This window comes from Plantibacter sp. RU18 (assembly GCF_050613355.1).
Classification (GTDB): Bacteria; Actinomycetota; Actinomycetes; order Actinomycetales; family Microbacteriaceae; genus Plantibacter.
This window is the reverse complement of the sequence record NZ_CP159618.1, coordinates 1,286,012-1,299,714: the sequence shown is the minus strand read 5'-3', so window position 1 is coordinate 1,299,714 and position 13,703 is coordinate 1,286,012. Positions and strand designations below refer to the sequence as shown.

Annotated in this window: 10 protein-coding genes; 7 read left to right on the top strand and 3 right to left on the bottom strand. The window is 69.7% G+C overall.

Translation table 11 applies throughout. The features are described from left to right. Window positions 1-34: 34 nt before the first annotated feature. Together ABMA10_RS06335 and ABMA10_RS06330 are read left to right on the top strand one after the other, a co-directional pair. A complete protein-coding gene (locus ABMA10_RS06335; RefSeq protein ID WP_347867000.1) occupies window positions 35-832 on the top strand; it encodes an HAD-IIA family hydrolase in 798 nt (265 codons plus the stop codon). Window positions 833-884: 52 nt separating this feature from the next. Next, the gene (locus tag ABMA10_RS06330; RefSeq protein ID WP_347867001.1) at window positions 885-1,925 is read left to right on the top strand and encodes a zinc-dependent alcohol dehydrogenase family protein; all 1,041 of its coding nucleotides are present in this window, start codon (window positions 885-887) and stop codon (window positions 1,923-1,925) included. Between the two features lie 118 nt (window positions 1,926-2,043). Here ABMA10_RS06330 and ABMA10_RS06325 read toward each other — a convergent pair whose 3' ends face one another. The 3 genes from ABMA10_RS06325 to ABMA10_RS06315 form a co-directional block, all read right to left on the bottom strand. Continuing rightward, the gene (locus ABMA10_RS06325) at window positions 2,044-5,763 is read right to left on the bottom strand and encodes a hypothetical protein (protein ID WP_431031304.1); all 3,720 of its coding nucleotides are present in this window, start codon (window positions 5,761-5,763) and stop codon (window positions 2,044-2,046) included. Next, window positions 5,763-6,311: an orotate phosphoribosyltransferase gene (pyrE, locus tag ABMA10_RS06320; RefSeq protein ID WP_347867003.1), complete on the bottom strand. Its 549-nt coding sequence runs from the start codon at window positions 6,309-6,311 to the stop codon at window positions 5,763-5,765. The genes ABMA10_RS06325 and pyrE overlap by 1 nt, the downstream gene beginning before the upstream one ends. A gap of 199 nt (window positions 6,312-6,510) precedes the next feature. After that, window positions 6,511-8,067, bottom strand: a complete 1,557-nt coding sequence (locus tag ABMA10_RS06315) for an amino acid permease (protein ID WP_347867004.1) — start codon at window positions 8,065-8,067, stop codon at window positions 6,511-6,513. A gap of 242 nt (window positions 8,068-8,309) precedes the next feature. On the opposite strand from ABMA10_RS06315, the gene ABMA10_RS06310 reads away from it, so the two are divergent. The 5 genes from ABMA10_RS06310 to ABMA10_RS06290 all read left to right on the top strand — a co-directional run bounded on the left by ABMA10_RS06310 (window position 8,310) and on the right by ABMA10_RS06290 (window position 13,648). After that, complete coding sequence (locus tag ABMA10_RS06310) at window positions 8,310-9,677, top strand: glutamine synthetase family protein (RefSeq protein ID WP_347867005.1); 1,368 nt, start codon at window positions 8,310-8,312, stop codon at window positions 9,675-9,677. Further along, on the top strand, window positions 9,664-10,563 hold the full coding sequence (locus ABMA10_RS06305; protein WP_414693606.1) for a gamma-glutamyl-gamma-aminobutyrate hydrolase family protein: 900 nt from the start codon (window positions 9,664-9,666) through the stop codon (window positions 10,561-10,563). Before ABMA10_RS06310 ends, ABMA10_RS06305 begins: the two co-directional genes overlap by 14 nt. Then, window positions 10,560-11,915, top strand: a complete 1,356-nt coding sequence (locus ABMA10_RS06300; protein ID WP_347867006.1) for an aldehyde dehydrogenase family protein — start codon at window positions 10,560-10,562, stop codon at window positions 11,913-11,915. The genes ABMA10_RS06305 and ABMA10_RS06300 overlap by 4 nt, the downstream gene beginning before the upstream one ends. A 120-nt stretch (window positions 11,916-12,035) precedes the next feature. Further along, a complete protein-coding gene (locus ABMA10_RS06295; RefSeq protein WP_347867007.1) occupies window positions 12,036-12,824 on the top strand; it encodes a 3-oxoacyl-ACP reductase in 789 nt (262 codons plus the stop codon). 53 nt (window positions 12,825-12,877) lie between these two features. Further along, window positions 12,878-13,648, top strand: coding sequence for a FadR/GntR family transcriptional regulator (locus ABMA10_RS06290; RefSeq protein ID WP_347867008.1), 771 nt, complete (start codon window positions 12,878-12,880; stop codon window positions 13,646-13,648). Window positions 13,649-13,703: the final 55 nt, after the last annotated feature.

The window sequence follows — 13,703 nt, the reverse complement described above, 5'->3', positions numbered from 1 at the left end:
CTCGCGCGACTCGCCTGAACACCTGGAGGAACCCATGTCACGACGTGACGAGGTCGAATGCTGGCTCACCGATATGGACGGCGTGCTCGTCCATGAGAACCACGCCCTCCCGGGCGCCGCGGCGCTCCTGCAGCAGTGGCAGGACCAGGGAACCCCGTTCCTGGTGCTCACGAACAACTCGATCTTCACCCCTCGCGATCTGAGTGCCCGCCTGCGCACCTCCGGGCTCGACGTCCCGGAGGAGTTCATCTGGACCTCTGCACTCGCGACGGCGGCCTTCCTCGCCGAGCAGGAGCCGGGCGGTTCGGCCTTCGTCATCGGCGAGGCAGGCATCACCACCGCCATCCACGAGGTCGGCTTCACCATGACCGAGACGAACCCCGACTACGTCGTCGTCGGCGAGACGCGCAACTACTCCTTCGAGGCGATCACCAAGGCCATCCGCCTCATCGCGGCCGGTGCCCGTTTCATCGTCACGAACCCCGACGCGACGGGCCCGAGCAAGGACGGCCCGCTGCCCGCGACCGGCGCGATCGCGGCCCTCATCACGAAGGCGACCGGCATGGAGCCGTACGTCGTCGGGAAGCCGAACCCGATGATGTTCCGATCGGCGCTCAACAAGATCGGTGCGCACTCGGAGAACACCGGCATGATCGGCGACCGCATGGACACCGACATCGTCGCCGGCATCGAGGCCGGCCTCCACACGATCCTGGTGCTCACCGGCATCAGCGACGAGGCGGAGATCAACCGGTACCCGTTCCGTCCGAACGAGATCCTCGGCGGCGTCATCGACCTCCTGAAGACGGAGCCGGTCGAGGTCGAGCTCTAACCCCCGTCTGTCCGCGTCGGCCCTGCCCGGCCGACTGTTTCCGAGGAGCACCATGCGCGCCGTCGTCTACGAGCAGTTCGCCGCCCCGCCCGAGCTGCGCGAGGTCGCCGATCCGAGCCCGTCGCCCGGCGGCGTCGTCGTCCGTGTCGAGACGACGGGTCTCTGCCGGAGCGATGCGCACGGCTGGCTCGGTCACGACGACGGCATCGCCCTTCCGCATGTGCCGGGGCACGAACTCGTCGGTCGCATCCATGCCGTCGGCGCAGAGGTCGAGCGCTTCCGCATCGGCGACCGTGTCACCGTACCGTTCGTCTGTGCGTGCGGACGCTGCGAGCAGTGCCTCGCCGGCAACGGACAGGTCTGCCCGAACCAGACGCAGCCGGGCTTCACCCACTGGGGCTCATACGCCGAACTGGTCGCGCTGCACGATGCCGACGTGAACCTCATCCGGGTTCCGGACGACCTCGATGCGGGAGCTGCGGCGCTGCTCGGCTGCCGCTTCGCGACCGCCTTCCGCGGTCTGGTGCACCGGGCGGGGCTCCGCAGCGGCGAGCGACTGCTCGTCGTCGGCTGCGGCGGCGTCGGCCTCAGCGCGGCGATGATCGGAGTCGCCCTCGGTGCCGAGGTGATCGCGGTCGACATCGACCCGTCCGCCCTCGAGCGCGCTGCGTCCATCGGCGTCGCGCACACGATCGACTCCAGCGGGCTCGATGAGGCAGCAGTCCTCGCCCGGATCGCCGAGGTCGCACCAGGCGGCGCTCAGGTGTCGGTCGAGGCGCTCGGCCGCGAGGCGACGGTGCGCATCAGTCTGCTCGCGCTGGCGCCGCTCGGTCGGCAGGTGCAGATCGGACTGTTCTCCGGCGAGCCGACCCTGCCCGTACCGACGATCATCTCGCAAGAGCTGTCGCTGCACGGCAGCCACGGTATGCCGGCCGCCGACTACACCGCGCTCCTCGAACTCGTCGCGAGCGGAGCACTGCGCCCGCAGGACCTCATCGAGCACCGCATCACGCTGGCGGATGCCCCGGCCGCGCTCGTCACCCTTGCCTCCGGCGACCGGTCTGCCGGGATCACCGTCATCGACATCTCCTGACGGCACCGACGCAGATGGATGCCATCGCGCGTACACCGGTGACGTCGGCGGCGACCGGACCTCGGCGGTCAAGGAGTTCTGAGCGCCGACGACCCTCGGAACCACGCGCCCGCAGCAATCAGGCGGGGTCGGGGCCCCGGTCGGCAGGCGGGACGGACGACGCAGCGGACGGCGTGGAGACGCTCTCCGCCGCTGCGGTGTTCGCTGCTCCCACGAGCGTTCCGAAATAGAACGCCAGGAGCAGGAGCACCGCTGCCCCCAGACCGACGACCGTCCAGAGCAGTGCCTTCGGGATGCTGTGGTCGACAGCGTCGCCGTGGTATTCGGGAAGATCGCGCTCGGGCGTCGACTGCACGGTCTGCGGCGGGAGCGAGGCACCGACGACACCGGCGGCAGGAGATGCGCCTCCGAGCGCTCCTGCGGCGTCGAGTTCCGGGAAGGCGACCGTCTCGCCAGTCAGCGCGGCCGGAGCCGTCTGCACGGCCGGGACGACCGGCCCCTGCGTGGGAACGGCCACCGCACCTGCGCCGAGGATCGAGCCGAACGCCAGTGTCGAGGCGGGTGCGATCGGTTCGACCAGGTCGTGCGGTTCGACCCGGTCGCCGCCGACCTCATCCTCGGGCGCGACGGCAGGGGTGACATCCGCTTCAGGGGCCGATTCAGGGGTCGCTGCCGAGACGTCTGAGCCGTCGCCCGCGACGAGGCCTGGCACCGGGACGAGCGGGAGTCCAGGCTCATCCGCTGCGTCGGCCTGGAGGGACCAACCACCCTCTGCGGCGAAGGCATCGGCGAGCGACGTCGCTGCGGCTCCCTCGGCAGGCTCGATCGGGGCGTCCTGGGGCGCTGCGGCGATGTCGTCCGTTGTCGAATCCTGGACGAACTCGCCCGTCGTCTGGGGGACCTCGATCGTCGCCGGGGCGTCGATGGTCGCCTCGTCGAGCGCTTGACTATCCCCCGTCGTCTCCGCGGACGGGACGACATCGACGAGGTCGGTGTCCGGGCCGACATCGAACAGCGACTCGAGCCGGAGCTCCTCGCTGACCGGTTCGGCTTCGTGCGCCTCGAACGCCTCGACAGGCTCCTCGTCTGCACTCGGCGCATCGACGGCGTCGATGGGGCTGATCGGATCGAGGATGGCGGCGGCATTGTCCGGTAGCGCATCGTCCGGCACGAACGACTGCAACGGCGCGGCACCCGAGGCCGACAGTGGGATGGCGTCGAACTCGACGATCTCCTCGTCGAACTCGTCGTCGAGCTCCTCAGGGTCGACCGCGTAGGAGGGCAGCTCGGCGTCCGACGCCGGCGCCTCGACGTCAGCAGTCGACGCGTCGTCGGTGTTGGCAGCGCCGCCGGCGAGACCGGCTCCGATGCCCCCTGCAGCGACTCCTGCAGCGAGGGCGGTGGCGTCCACGCCGGCATCGAGACCGCCGAGTGACAGCGTGGGGAAGAGGTCGACCGTGTCGTTCGCAGCCGGGATGATGGGCGTCTCGACGGTCGGTGTCGGGGGCTGATCGACGTCGTCATCGGTCCAGCTGCCGAACTCGTCTCCGGGGCCGTCGAGGAGTGGCCGACCGAGCGTCTCGGCGGCGAGTCCTGGGGCGAAGGGCTGGATGTCGCCGGCGATGAACGCCGCATCCGGCACCTCGCCCTCGAGAGCCAACTCAGACGGGGAGTCCTCGCTGACGGCCCCACCGGGCGCGGCGGCCTCCCACTGGACGGGCGGGACGGCGATCGGTTGCGTGGTGGGTGCAGCGTGCACGAGCGGGTCGAGTGCATCGTTCGGAGCGAGGTCCCACACGAACGGTGCGCCACCGAAGGGGCTGACCGAGGGTTCGAGCTGCACACCGTCGAGGGAGATGAGCTCGGTGATGGAGCGCTCGGCAGGAGGCGTCGGAGGGCCGAACGCCGGCGGCACTGCAGCGTCGGGTGCCGCCGTGGCATCATCGATCGGGGTCGTCGGGACGGCGACGGGGGCGACGAAGGCCGCAGCGGCTGCAGGGGGTTCAGGCGCTGCAGGGGCTGCACCGGCGGCGGGGATCAACCCGGGGCCTCCGAGGCTGTCGAACGGGCGCGTCTCGTCGAGTGGCTCCGAGCTGTCGGCGGGCTCGGGCCACGGCACGTCGGCGGGCGAGACCGGTTCGGCCGGGGTCGCCGGGGTCGAGGGCGCCGGCGAATCCCACCGCAATGCGGATGGAGCAGTGGTCGGCTCGGCCGAGGTCGGCGAAGCCACGACGGGAGTCACCGGAGCCGTCCCCGGAGCGGGCTCGACGGTGCCGATGGCGTCTGCGGCGTCGATGATCTCGGGCTGATCGGCGGATTCCGTGACGGTCGGGCCGGGCTCCGAGTCCTCCGGCACGTCTGCGACGGCCTGGTCGGCGGGCGCGGTGTCGACGGAGACGGCTTCATCCTGTGGCTCGACCGGGACGACGCCCGTGGCGCCGGGCGTCGGAGCGGACGCGGCATCGGTCACGTCGTCGGTGGTGGCTCCGAAGGTGTCGCCGAACGGCTCGGTGAGCCAGGCGAGGGGGTCGGTTCGTGGCTCGGACGCGGGTGCATCGGCGACGGACTCCGCCTCAGCGGGCACCTCGGTCGTGTCGTCGCGGACCTCGACGATCGCGCCGTCGAGGACATCGTCACCGAAGGTCTCAGACAGACTCCACGACTCGCGCGGGAGGTCTGCGCCATCGGCCGTGGCGTCGTCGACCGTGCCGTGGACATCGGCGGCTTCGGCAGTTGTTCCAGTGGCATCAGGAGGAGCAGCGGTTCCGGGCGTCGCGATGACGTCCGGCATCACCGTTGCGGGCGGGGCGGATGCCGCAAGGCTCGGCTCGGCCGAAGCCACGGAATTGGCTTCGGGAGTGACCGGCACGACGGCCGGGGCGTCGGTGGTCTCGGCCTCGACCTCTGCCCACGCGGCTGGGTCATCGGCGGCGAGCGCACGGGCGATCGGCAGCGCTGCCGTCTCGACGTCTTCCGGGGCCGGACGATCGGTGTCCTCGTCGGTGCCGAGGCTCCACGGCTGGTCGTCGACCGGCGGCAGGACCACCGGGTTCGTCGGTGCCGGCCGGAACGTGCCGGCGGGTGCATGCTGGAGCACGGAGTCAGTGTCGACCGTCAGCTCGTTGAGCACCGGCGGAACCGGCGCTTCCGGTGCTGGCGTCGGCGGGACCACGGGCAGCTGCAGTGCGCTCGGGTGCAGACGCGGCTCGGTGGGCATGGGGGTCGGGGCGTCTGGTCCGGCAGCGACGGGCTCGTCCGCCGCAGCCGCAGCCGACGATCGTGTCGCTTCGAACTCCGGGGTCTCGGACTGCGTGGCTTCGGGCTCGGTGGCTTCGGGCTCCGGGACCGCGCCGGACGCTCCAGTCGCTGCCTCGGCGCTGACGTGCGACTGCCACCACGTGAGCAGCTCCGCTTCGCTGGCGAACTCACCGGGTGCGGTCGGTGCCGCAGCGTCCGTGGTGGGCATGGTCGCCGGGGGCGGAGTGGTCGGGGCAGACGCGGCGGGTCCCTGCGCGACGTCGGCGGCAGGTGACGGGGTGGGCGGGGCGTCGGTGCGCTCTGCCCGTGCGGCGTCCGTCGTGGGTTCCTGCACGACCGGGAGCACTCGTGTGCGGTCGTCGTCGGGCGCTCCTGGCGCGGGCGTCGGGGTGGGCGGCTGCGGGGCGACGGGCTCGGTGACCGAGGAGGCGGTGACAGACGACTCGGGCACAGCGGCATCCGGCTGCGTCTCGATGGCGCCGGTCTCGTCCTCGTCGAGCTGCGAGAGCAGCCAGTCGGTTCCATCCGCGGACTCGTCCGGTTCTCCGGCTCCGTTGCGGTCGGTCCCGTCGCCGGACATCAGGCGAGTCCCAGGTCTTCCAGGCCGATGGCGGCCAGGTACTGGTAGCCGGCAGCCTCGATGATCTCGCGGGCGCCCGTCGCGCGGTCCACGACGACGGCGACGGCGACGACCTCTGCACCGATCTTCTCGAGCGCTTCTGCGGCCTTGAGCGGCGACCCGCCGGTGGTGGAGGTGTCTTCGAGGACGATGACGCGCTTGCCGGCGAGGTCGGGTCCTTCGACCTGCTTGCCGCGACCGTGGTCCTTCGGTTCCTTCCGGACGACGAAGGCGTCGTAGCTGAGGCCCCGGGCCGCGCCCTGGTGCAGGATCGCCGCGGCGACCGGGTCTGCGCCCATGGTGAGACCGCCGACTGCGAAGACGTCGGGGACGTCCGCGATGAGGTCGATCATGACCTGCCCGATGAGGGGTGCCACCCGGTGGTCCAGGCTCACCTTGCGGAGGTCGACGTAGTACGTCGCCTTCTTGCCGCTGGTCAGGGTGAAGTCACCGTGGAACACGGCTTCCGCCGAGATGTATTCAATGAGCTGAGCTCGTGCGTCCGTCACGCCCCAGAGTCTACAAGCTGTGACCCCCATCGCCGCAGTCGCCCACACGAGGGACAACTTGCCCGTTCGCCGCTCACGACTCCTCCCTCAGAACCTCCCCAACTCAGGAACGACTCGGCGCGTCGGGCTCGACCCGGCCGGTCGGGCTCCCGACACGCCGCGCGGCTCCTGAGTTGGGGAAGTGGAAAGCGGACAGGGGTCAACGCACCGCGTCGGGTTCCGGGTCGTCGACGCCCTCAGCCGCGAGCAACTCCGCCTCGGCGGTGCCGCCGTAGCCGTCCGTCTCCGGGTCGCCATGCAGACCGCCCGAGACCGCGTACTCCTCCTCGGGCGACATCACCAGGCGATGACGACCCCAGAGCGCGAACGCGGCGAGCATGACGAGGTAGACCGCGACGATCGCGATGATCGCAGGGAGGAAGGTCGGGTTCACGAGGAATCCGACGAAGACGAACGCGGCGATCACGGCTGCGATCACAGCACCCGGCACCCCCCAAGGGCTGCGGTACGGGCGCTTGGCGTTCGGGAACTTCTTCCGCAGCAGCAGGAAGGCGATCATCTGCATGAGGTACGCGAGCACCGCACCCCAGACCGCGATGTTCAGCACGATCGCCCCGGCGACACCGCCGGAGCCGCCGGCCGCGTCGACGATGACCAGGGCGATGAAGCCGATGATCGCGCCGGCGACGAGGGCGACCCACGGCGTCTGCCGCTTGCCGGTCAGCGAGAGGAAGCGCGGGTAGTAGCCGGCCCGAGACAACGAATACATGTTGCGCCCGTAGGCGAACATGATGCCCTGCAGGGACGCGAGCAGACCGATGAGGGCGAAGAGCGCGAGCACCGCGGCAGCGCCGTCGCCGACGATCGCGCGGAACCCGTCGAGCAGCGGCTCTCCCGCCGTGCCGGTCGCCTCGGCACCGATGACGCCGGTGTTCAGGAAGAGGACGAGCAGACCGGTGACGATGAGCGTCCCGCGCGCCCAGAATCCGGCCTTGGGGATGTCGCGCACCGGGTTGTGCGACTCCTCCGCGGCGAGCGGCAGCTCCTCGATGCCGAGGAAGAACCACATGGCGAACGGCAGGGCGAAGAGGATCGGGAAGACGCCGTGCGGCAGGAACTCCGTCTGGCCGGGGTCGGGAGCGATGTCGAACAGGTTCGCCCAAGCGAACTGGCCGGAGAAGATCGCCATGGCCGAGAACACCAGCAGGATGCCGATGGAGATGATCGACACGACGATCGCGAATGTGAATGAGATGCTCGCACCGGCGGCGTTCAGCGCGATGAACGCGATGTAGAGGATCGCCCACCAGACGGGCGACGGCATCGAGAAGCCGAGCAACTCGCTCGTGATCGCGTCGGCGTACGAGGCTGAGAAGTACACGATGACCGCGGTCGTCGCGACGTACTCGATGGTCTCGGCGAGGCCGGTGACGAAGCCTCCGAGCGGACCCATCGCCGCTCGCGCGAAGGAGTAGGCACCGCCGGTATGCGGCATTGCGGCCGCCATCTCGCCGATCGAGAAGATCATGCCGTAGTACATCGCGACGAGGATGATGAAGGCGATGAGCATGCCGCCGAAGCCGGCGAAGTCGATGCCGAAGTTCCAACCGGAGAAGTCGCCTGAGATGACCGCCGCAACCGCGAGACCCCAGAGGCCCCACACCCCCGCCGACCGTTTCAGGCTGCGCTTCTCGAAGTACCCGTCGGCTGCCGTGGTGTACGTCACCCCGGAGACCTTGAGCGTGTCCTTGGCCATTGATGCGTCCTGTTCGCTCGGGTTGCGCGCTCGTCGGGCTCGCACAACGTCCTGAGATTCGGTTGGCCCCGACTATAGGACCTGCAATGGTCGCATGTACATACCTTTGTGGCCGATGAGGACTCACCAGACTCTCGATCCAAGGCCGCGGTTGTGATGTAATGGTCGAGTTCGCGACCATTCGGTGCTCCAACGACGGAGCGCCTCAACGACAGGTCACCCGATCACACGAGGAGCAGCCGATGCACCCACGCTCAGGAAACCTGACGCTCGAGGAACTCACCACGGCTGTCGGGGAGCGCGAGATCGACACCGTCATCGTCGCCTTCACCGACATGCAGGGCCGCCTCATCGGCAAACGGGTCTCCGCCAGGCTGTTCCTCGAGGACGTCGCCGAGCACGGGGCCGAGTGCTGCAACTACCTGCTCGCGGTCGACGTCGAGATGAACACCGTCGACGGCTACGCGATGTCGAGCTGGGAGCGTGGCTACGGCGACATGGCGATGATCCCCGACTTCAGCACACTCCGTCGGGTGCCCTGGCTGCCCGGCACCGCCCTCGTCACCGCCGACCTCCAGTGGCTCGACGACGCACCGGTCGTCGCCTCACCCCGCCAGATCCTCATCGCCCAGCTGGAGCGGCTGGCCGAATGGGGCCTCGTCCCCTTCGTCGGCACCGAACTCGAGTTCCTCGTCTTCGACGACACCTTCCGCGAAGCCTGGGCGAAGGGGTACGCGAAGCTCACGCCGGCCACCGACTACAACATCGACTACGCCCTGCTCGCCTCGACCCGCATGGAGCCGCTGCTGCGCGACATCCGGAACGCCATGGACGGCGCCGGGATGTACTGCGAGGGCGTCAAGGGCGAGTGCAACCTCGGCCAGCAGGAGATCGCGTTCCGCTACGACCACGCACTGGTCACCTGCGACAACCACTCGATCTACAAGAACGGCGCGAAGGAGATCGCCGACGCCCACGGCAAGAGCCTCACGTTCATGGCGAAGTTCGATGAGCGCGAGGGCAACAGCTGCCACATCCACATCAGCCTGCGCGGCGAGGACGGCTCAGCGGTGTTCGCGGACGCCGCTCAGCCGGACGGCATGTCGAAGCTCTTCCGGCATTTCCTCGCGGGCCAGATCGCGGCGATGCGCGAGCTGACGCCGTTCTTCGCACCGAACATCAACTCGTACAAGCGCTACGTCGACGGCAGTTTCGCACCCACAGCGGTCGCCTGGGGCATGGACAACCGCACCTGTTCACTCCGCGTGGTGGGCCACGGTCTCGGGATGCGCGTCGAGAACCGGGTGCCGGGCGGCGACGTCAACCAGTACCTCGCGGTCGCGGCCCTCATCGCCGCAGGGCTGCACGGCATCGAGAACGAGCTGGAGCTCGAGGACGCGACGACCGGCAACGCCTACACGGGCGGCGCTCCCCGTGTCCCGACCACCCTGCGCGAGGCGACCGAGCTGTTCTCGCAGTCGGTCATCGCCCGCGAGGCGTTCGGCGACGAGGTCGTCGACCATTACCTGAACTACGCGAACGTCGAACTCACCGCCTACGACGCGGCCGTCACCGACTGGGAACGGGTGCGCGGCTTTGAGCGCCTCTGACCGGAACGACCCGGGCACGACGGCGACGGACACGGCCTCCGTGCGCTCGAGCGCGCCGCTCATCGGGGTCACGACCTACCTCGAGCAGGCACAGACCGGCGTCTGGGACGTCCCGGCGTCGTTCCTGCCGAAGGTGTACCTGGACGCCGTGACCGACGCGGGTGGCATCGCCGTGCTGCTGCCGCCGCAACCCGTGAACCGCGCCGTCGCCGCTGCAGTGCTGTCGCGCCTCGACGGACTCATCGTCTCGGGCGGAGCCGACGTCGACCCCGGCCTCTACGGGCAAGCTGCCCACCCGCGTACGGGACGACCCCGGACGGACCGCGACGCCTGGGAGGAAGCGCTGCTGACCGCCGCGATCGACTCCGAACTGCCCTTCCTCGGCATCTGCCGCGGCGCGCAGCTCCTCAACGTCGCACTCGGCGGCACGCTCGTCCAGCACCTGCCCGATGTCGTCGGTGATGACTCCTATCAGCCGGGCGAGGCAGTGTTCGGTCCGAAGACGGTCGAGGTCGATCAGGGCTCCCAGCTCGCGGCTGTGCTCCGCCAGGACGGCACCTCGCTCGACGTGCACGTGTATCACCACCAGGCGATCGACCGGGTCGCCGACGGTCTCGTCGTCACCGCACGCACCGGCGAGGGTGTCATCGAGGCCGTCGAGTTGCCCAGCGTCCCGTTCGGCCTCGCCGTGCAGTGGCACCCCGAGGAGGAGAGCGTGGACCGCCGCCTCTTCGCCGGTCTGGTCGACGCGACGAGAAGGCACCGCGACGGCGGACCGACCGCACCGACGAGCGAACCGAAAACCGGCATGGCGAGCGACGCGGCCACGGTCCCGGATCCAGGCAGCACGACCAGCGCCGGCACGAACAGGAGCACCGCACTGTGAGTTACACGATCATCAACCCGGCGAACGAGCACGTCGTCACCACCATCGACCACCTCGACGAGGTCGCGACCGACGCCGCGATCACGAGAGCATCCACCGCGCAACGCTCCTGGGCCGCGCTCCCACCCGCTGATCGCTCGCGAGCGCTCCGCCGCTTCGCCGAGGCGGTGGACGGAGACCTGGAACACCTCGCAGGTCTCGAGGTGATCAACTCCGGCCATCCGATCACGCAGGCGCGCTGGGAGGCCGGACACGTCCGCGACGTGCTCGAGTACTACTCCGCCGCGCCCGAGCGGCTCTTCGGCCAGCAGATCCCCGTGGCCGGCGGCATCGACATCACCTTCCACGAACCGCTCGGCGTCGTCGGCATCATCACACCGTGGAACTTCCCCATGACGATCGCAGCATGGGGGTTGGCTCCGGCGCTGGCAGCCGGAAACGCGGTCGTCCTGAAGCCGGCGGAGTGGACGCCGCTCACCAGCATCCGCCTCGGCGAGCTCGCCCGCGAGTCGGGTCTGCCCGAGGGGGTCTTCCAAGTACTGCCCGGACGCGGCTCCGTCGTCGGCGAACGCTTCGTCAGGAACGAGACCGTCCGGAAGGTCGTCTTCACCGGTTCGACGGCCGTCGGCAAACGCATCATGGCGGGCGCCGCCGACCAGGTGAAACGGGTGACGCTCGAACTCGGCGGGAAGAGCGCGAACATCGTCTTCGCGGACGCCGACCTCGAACGCGCTGCGGCGAGCGCCCCCTACGGCGTCTTCGAGAACGCCGGCCAGGATTGCTGCGCACGCAGTCGCATCCTCGTCCAGCGCAGTGTCTACGAACGGTTCATGGAGCTTCTGGAGCCTGCGGTGCAGGGCGTGGTCGTCGGCGATCCGAACGACCCGGCGACGGAGATGGGGCCGCTCGTCTCGGCCACCCACCTCGCATCCGTCCGCGCCTATGTGCCGGACGACGCCCCGGTGGCCTTCACCGGCAGCGCTCCATCAGGCCCCGGATTCTGGTTCCCGCCCACCGTGCTGACGCCAGGACGCTCCGATCGCACGGTGCGCGAGGAGATCTTCGGCCCCGTGGTCACCGTGCTGCCGTTCGAGGACGAAGCCGACGCGCTGGCGCTGGCGAACGACACGGAGTACGGCCTGTCCGGGTCAATCTGGACGCGCGACATCGGACGGGCACTCCGGGCCGCCCGCGCCGTCGAGTCGGGCAACCTGTCCGTCAACTCGCACTCGTCCGTCCGGTACTCCACGCCGTTCGGTGGGTTCAAACAGTCGGGCCTCGGTCGGGAACTCGGCCCCGACGCGCCGCTCGCCTTCACCGAGACCAAGAACGTCTTCATCGCCGTCGACTGAACCCGGGCCCCGGCCGCTGGCACCCGGTCGCGGTCCCGATCCCCGTCCCGGTCCCGGTCCCGGAGCTTGTCGAGGGGCGCCACGCCCGCACCACCCACACTGACCCCCAGGGAGCACCACATGACCATCACCCCCATCGACCTGACGCAGCGTCTCGCCGGGAAGGTCGCCGTCATCACCGGCGGCGCGAGCGGCATCGGCCTCGCGACCGCCAAGCGGTTCGCGGCAGAAGGCGCGACCGTCGTCATCGGCGACGTCGACCCGGCCAGCGGGCAGGCGGCGGCCGAACTCGTCGGAGGACTCTTCGTGCAGGTGGACGTGACGGATCAGGAGCAGGTCGACAACCTCTTCGACACGGCGGCGTCCACCTACGGCTCCGTCGACGTGGCGTTCAACAACGCCGGCATCTCACCGCCCGACGACGACTCCATCGAGACGACCGAGCTGCCGGCCTGGGAGCGTGTGCAGGATGTGAACCTCAAGTCCGTGTACCTCTGCTCGCGCGCGGCGCTCCGGCACATGGTGAAGCAGGGCAAGGGGTCGATCATCAATACGGCCTCGTTCGTCGCCGTGCTCGGCTCGGCGACCTCGCAGATCTCGTACACGGCGTCGAAGGGGGGCGTGCTGGCGATGAGCCGAGAGCTCGGGGTGCAGTTCGCGCGGCAGGGCATCCGCGTCAACGCGCTGTGCCCCGGTCCCGTGAACACGACCCTGCTGCAGGAGCTGTTCGCCAAGGATCCGGAACGTGCGCAGCGTCGCCTCGTCCACATCCCTCTCGGCCGCTTCGCAGAACCCGAGGAGCTGGCGGCATCGGTCGCGTTCCTCGCGAGTGACGACGCCTCGTTCATCACCGGCTCGACGTTCCTCGTCGACGGCGGCATCTCCTCCGCGTACGTGACACCCGAATGATGCGGCGAGCTGAGCGGGATCCGGCGCGGACACAGGCGAAATAGACTGATCCGATGAGCGAGACGCGGAGGGACGACGAGGCGCCGGGGATCCTCAGCGCCGAGCTCCTCCTGCGTCCCGGACGCGCCGGCAACGCGTTCGAGGAGACGGTCCAGCGGCTGCTGCAGTCGATCCGACTCGGACTGATCGAACCGGGTGGACGACTTCCCGCCGAGCGGGAGCTCGCGACCATGCAGGGCGTGAGCCGCGACACCGTGCGCGATGCGATCGCAGCTCTCACCGAGGCGGGGTTCCTCACCTCCCGCCGGGGTCGCTACGGCGGCACGTTCGTGATGGACGTGCTGCCGGAGGACGGCCCCGGTCCCTCGCCCGACGCCTCGGCCGTCGACGACCCGCGCCGTCCGGTGTCCACGGCGGAGATCGAGGACACCCTCGTGCTCCGCAGCATCCTGGAAGTGGGTGCAGCCCGCGAGGCCGCGCAGTGCAGACTGTCCGGCGCAGATCGGGAGCGGCTCTGGCAGGCGCTCGGCGACTGCCGCGGGGCCGACCCCACGGACTACCGTCGCCACGACTCCCGACTACACCTGCTCATCGCCGAACTCGTCGGAGCGCCGTCGCTGCTGCCGCTCGTCGCCGAGTCGCGGATGCGCATCAACGAGCTGTTGAACGGGATCCCGCTGCTCGCTGTGAACATCGCGCATTCCGACGAGCAGCATGAGCGCATCGTGAAGGCGATCCTGCGAGGACACCCTGAGGAGGCCGCACAGGCGATGGCGGAGCACGTCGCCGGGTCCGAGGCGCTGCTCCGGGGCTTCCTCGCCTGAGCAGACGCCCCGCTCCCCGAGCCTGTCGAGGAGCGCTCGCAGGCATGAAAACGGC

Coding starts and splice junctions, on each gene's coding strand:
- ABMA10_RS06290 (WP_347867008.1), top strand. CDS start 12,878: ATGAGCGAGACGCGGAGGGACGACGAGGCGCCGGGGATCCTCAGCGCC.
- ABMA10_RS06295 (WP_347867007.1), top strand. CDS start 12,036: ATGACCATCACCCCCATCGACCTGACGCAGCGTCTCGCCGGGAAGGTC.
- ABMA10_RS06330 (WP_347867001.1), top strand. CDS start 885: ATGCGCGCCGTCGTCTACGAGCAGTTCGCCGCCCCGCCCGAGCTGCGC.
- ABMA10_RS06335 (WP_347867000.1), top strand. CDS start 35: ATGTCACGACGTGACGAGGTCGAATGCTGGCTCACCGATATGGACGGC.
- ABMA10_RS06325 (WP_431031304.1), bottom strand. CDS start 5,763: ATGTCCGGCGACGGGACCGACCGCAACGGAGCCGGAGAACCGGACGAG.
- ABMA10_RS06315 (WP_347867004.1), bottom strand. CDS start 8,067: ATGGCCAAGGACACGCTCAAGGTCTCCGGGGTGACGTACACCACGGCA.
- ABMA10_RS06310 (WP_347867005.1), top strand. CDS start 8,310: ATGCACCCACGCTCAGGAAACCTGACGCTCGAGGAACTCACCACGGCT.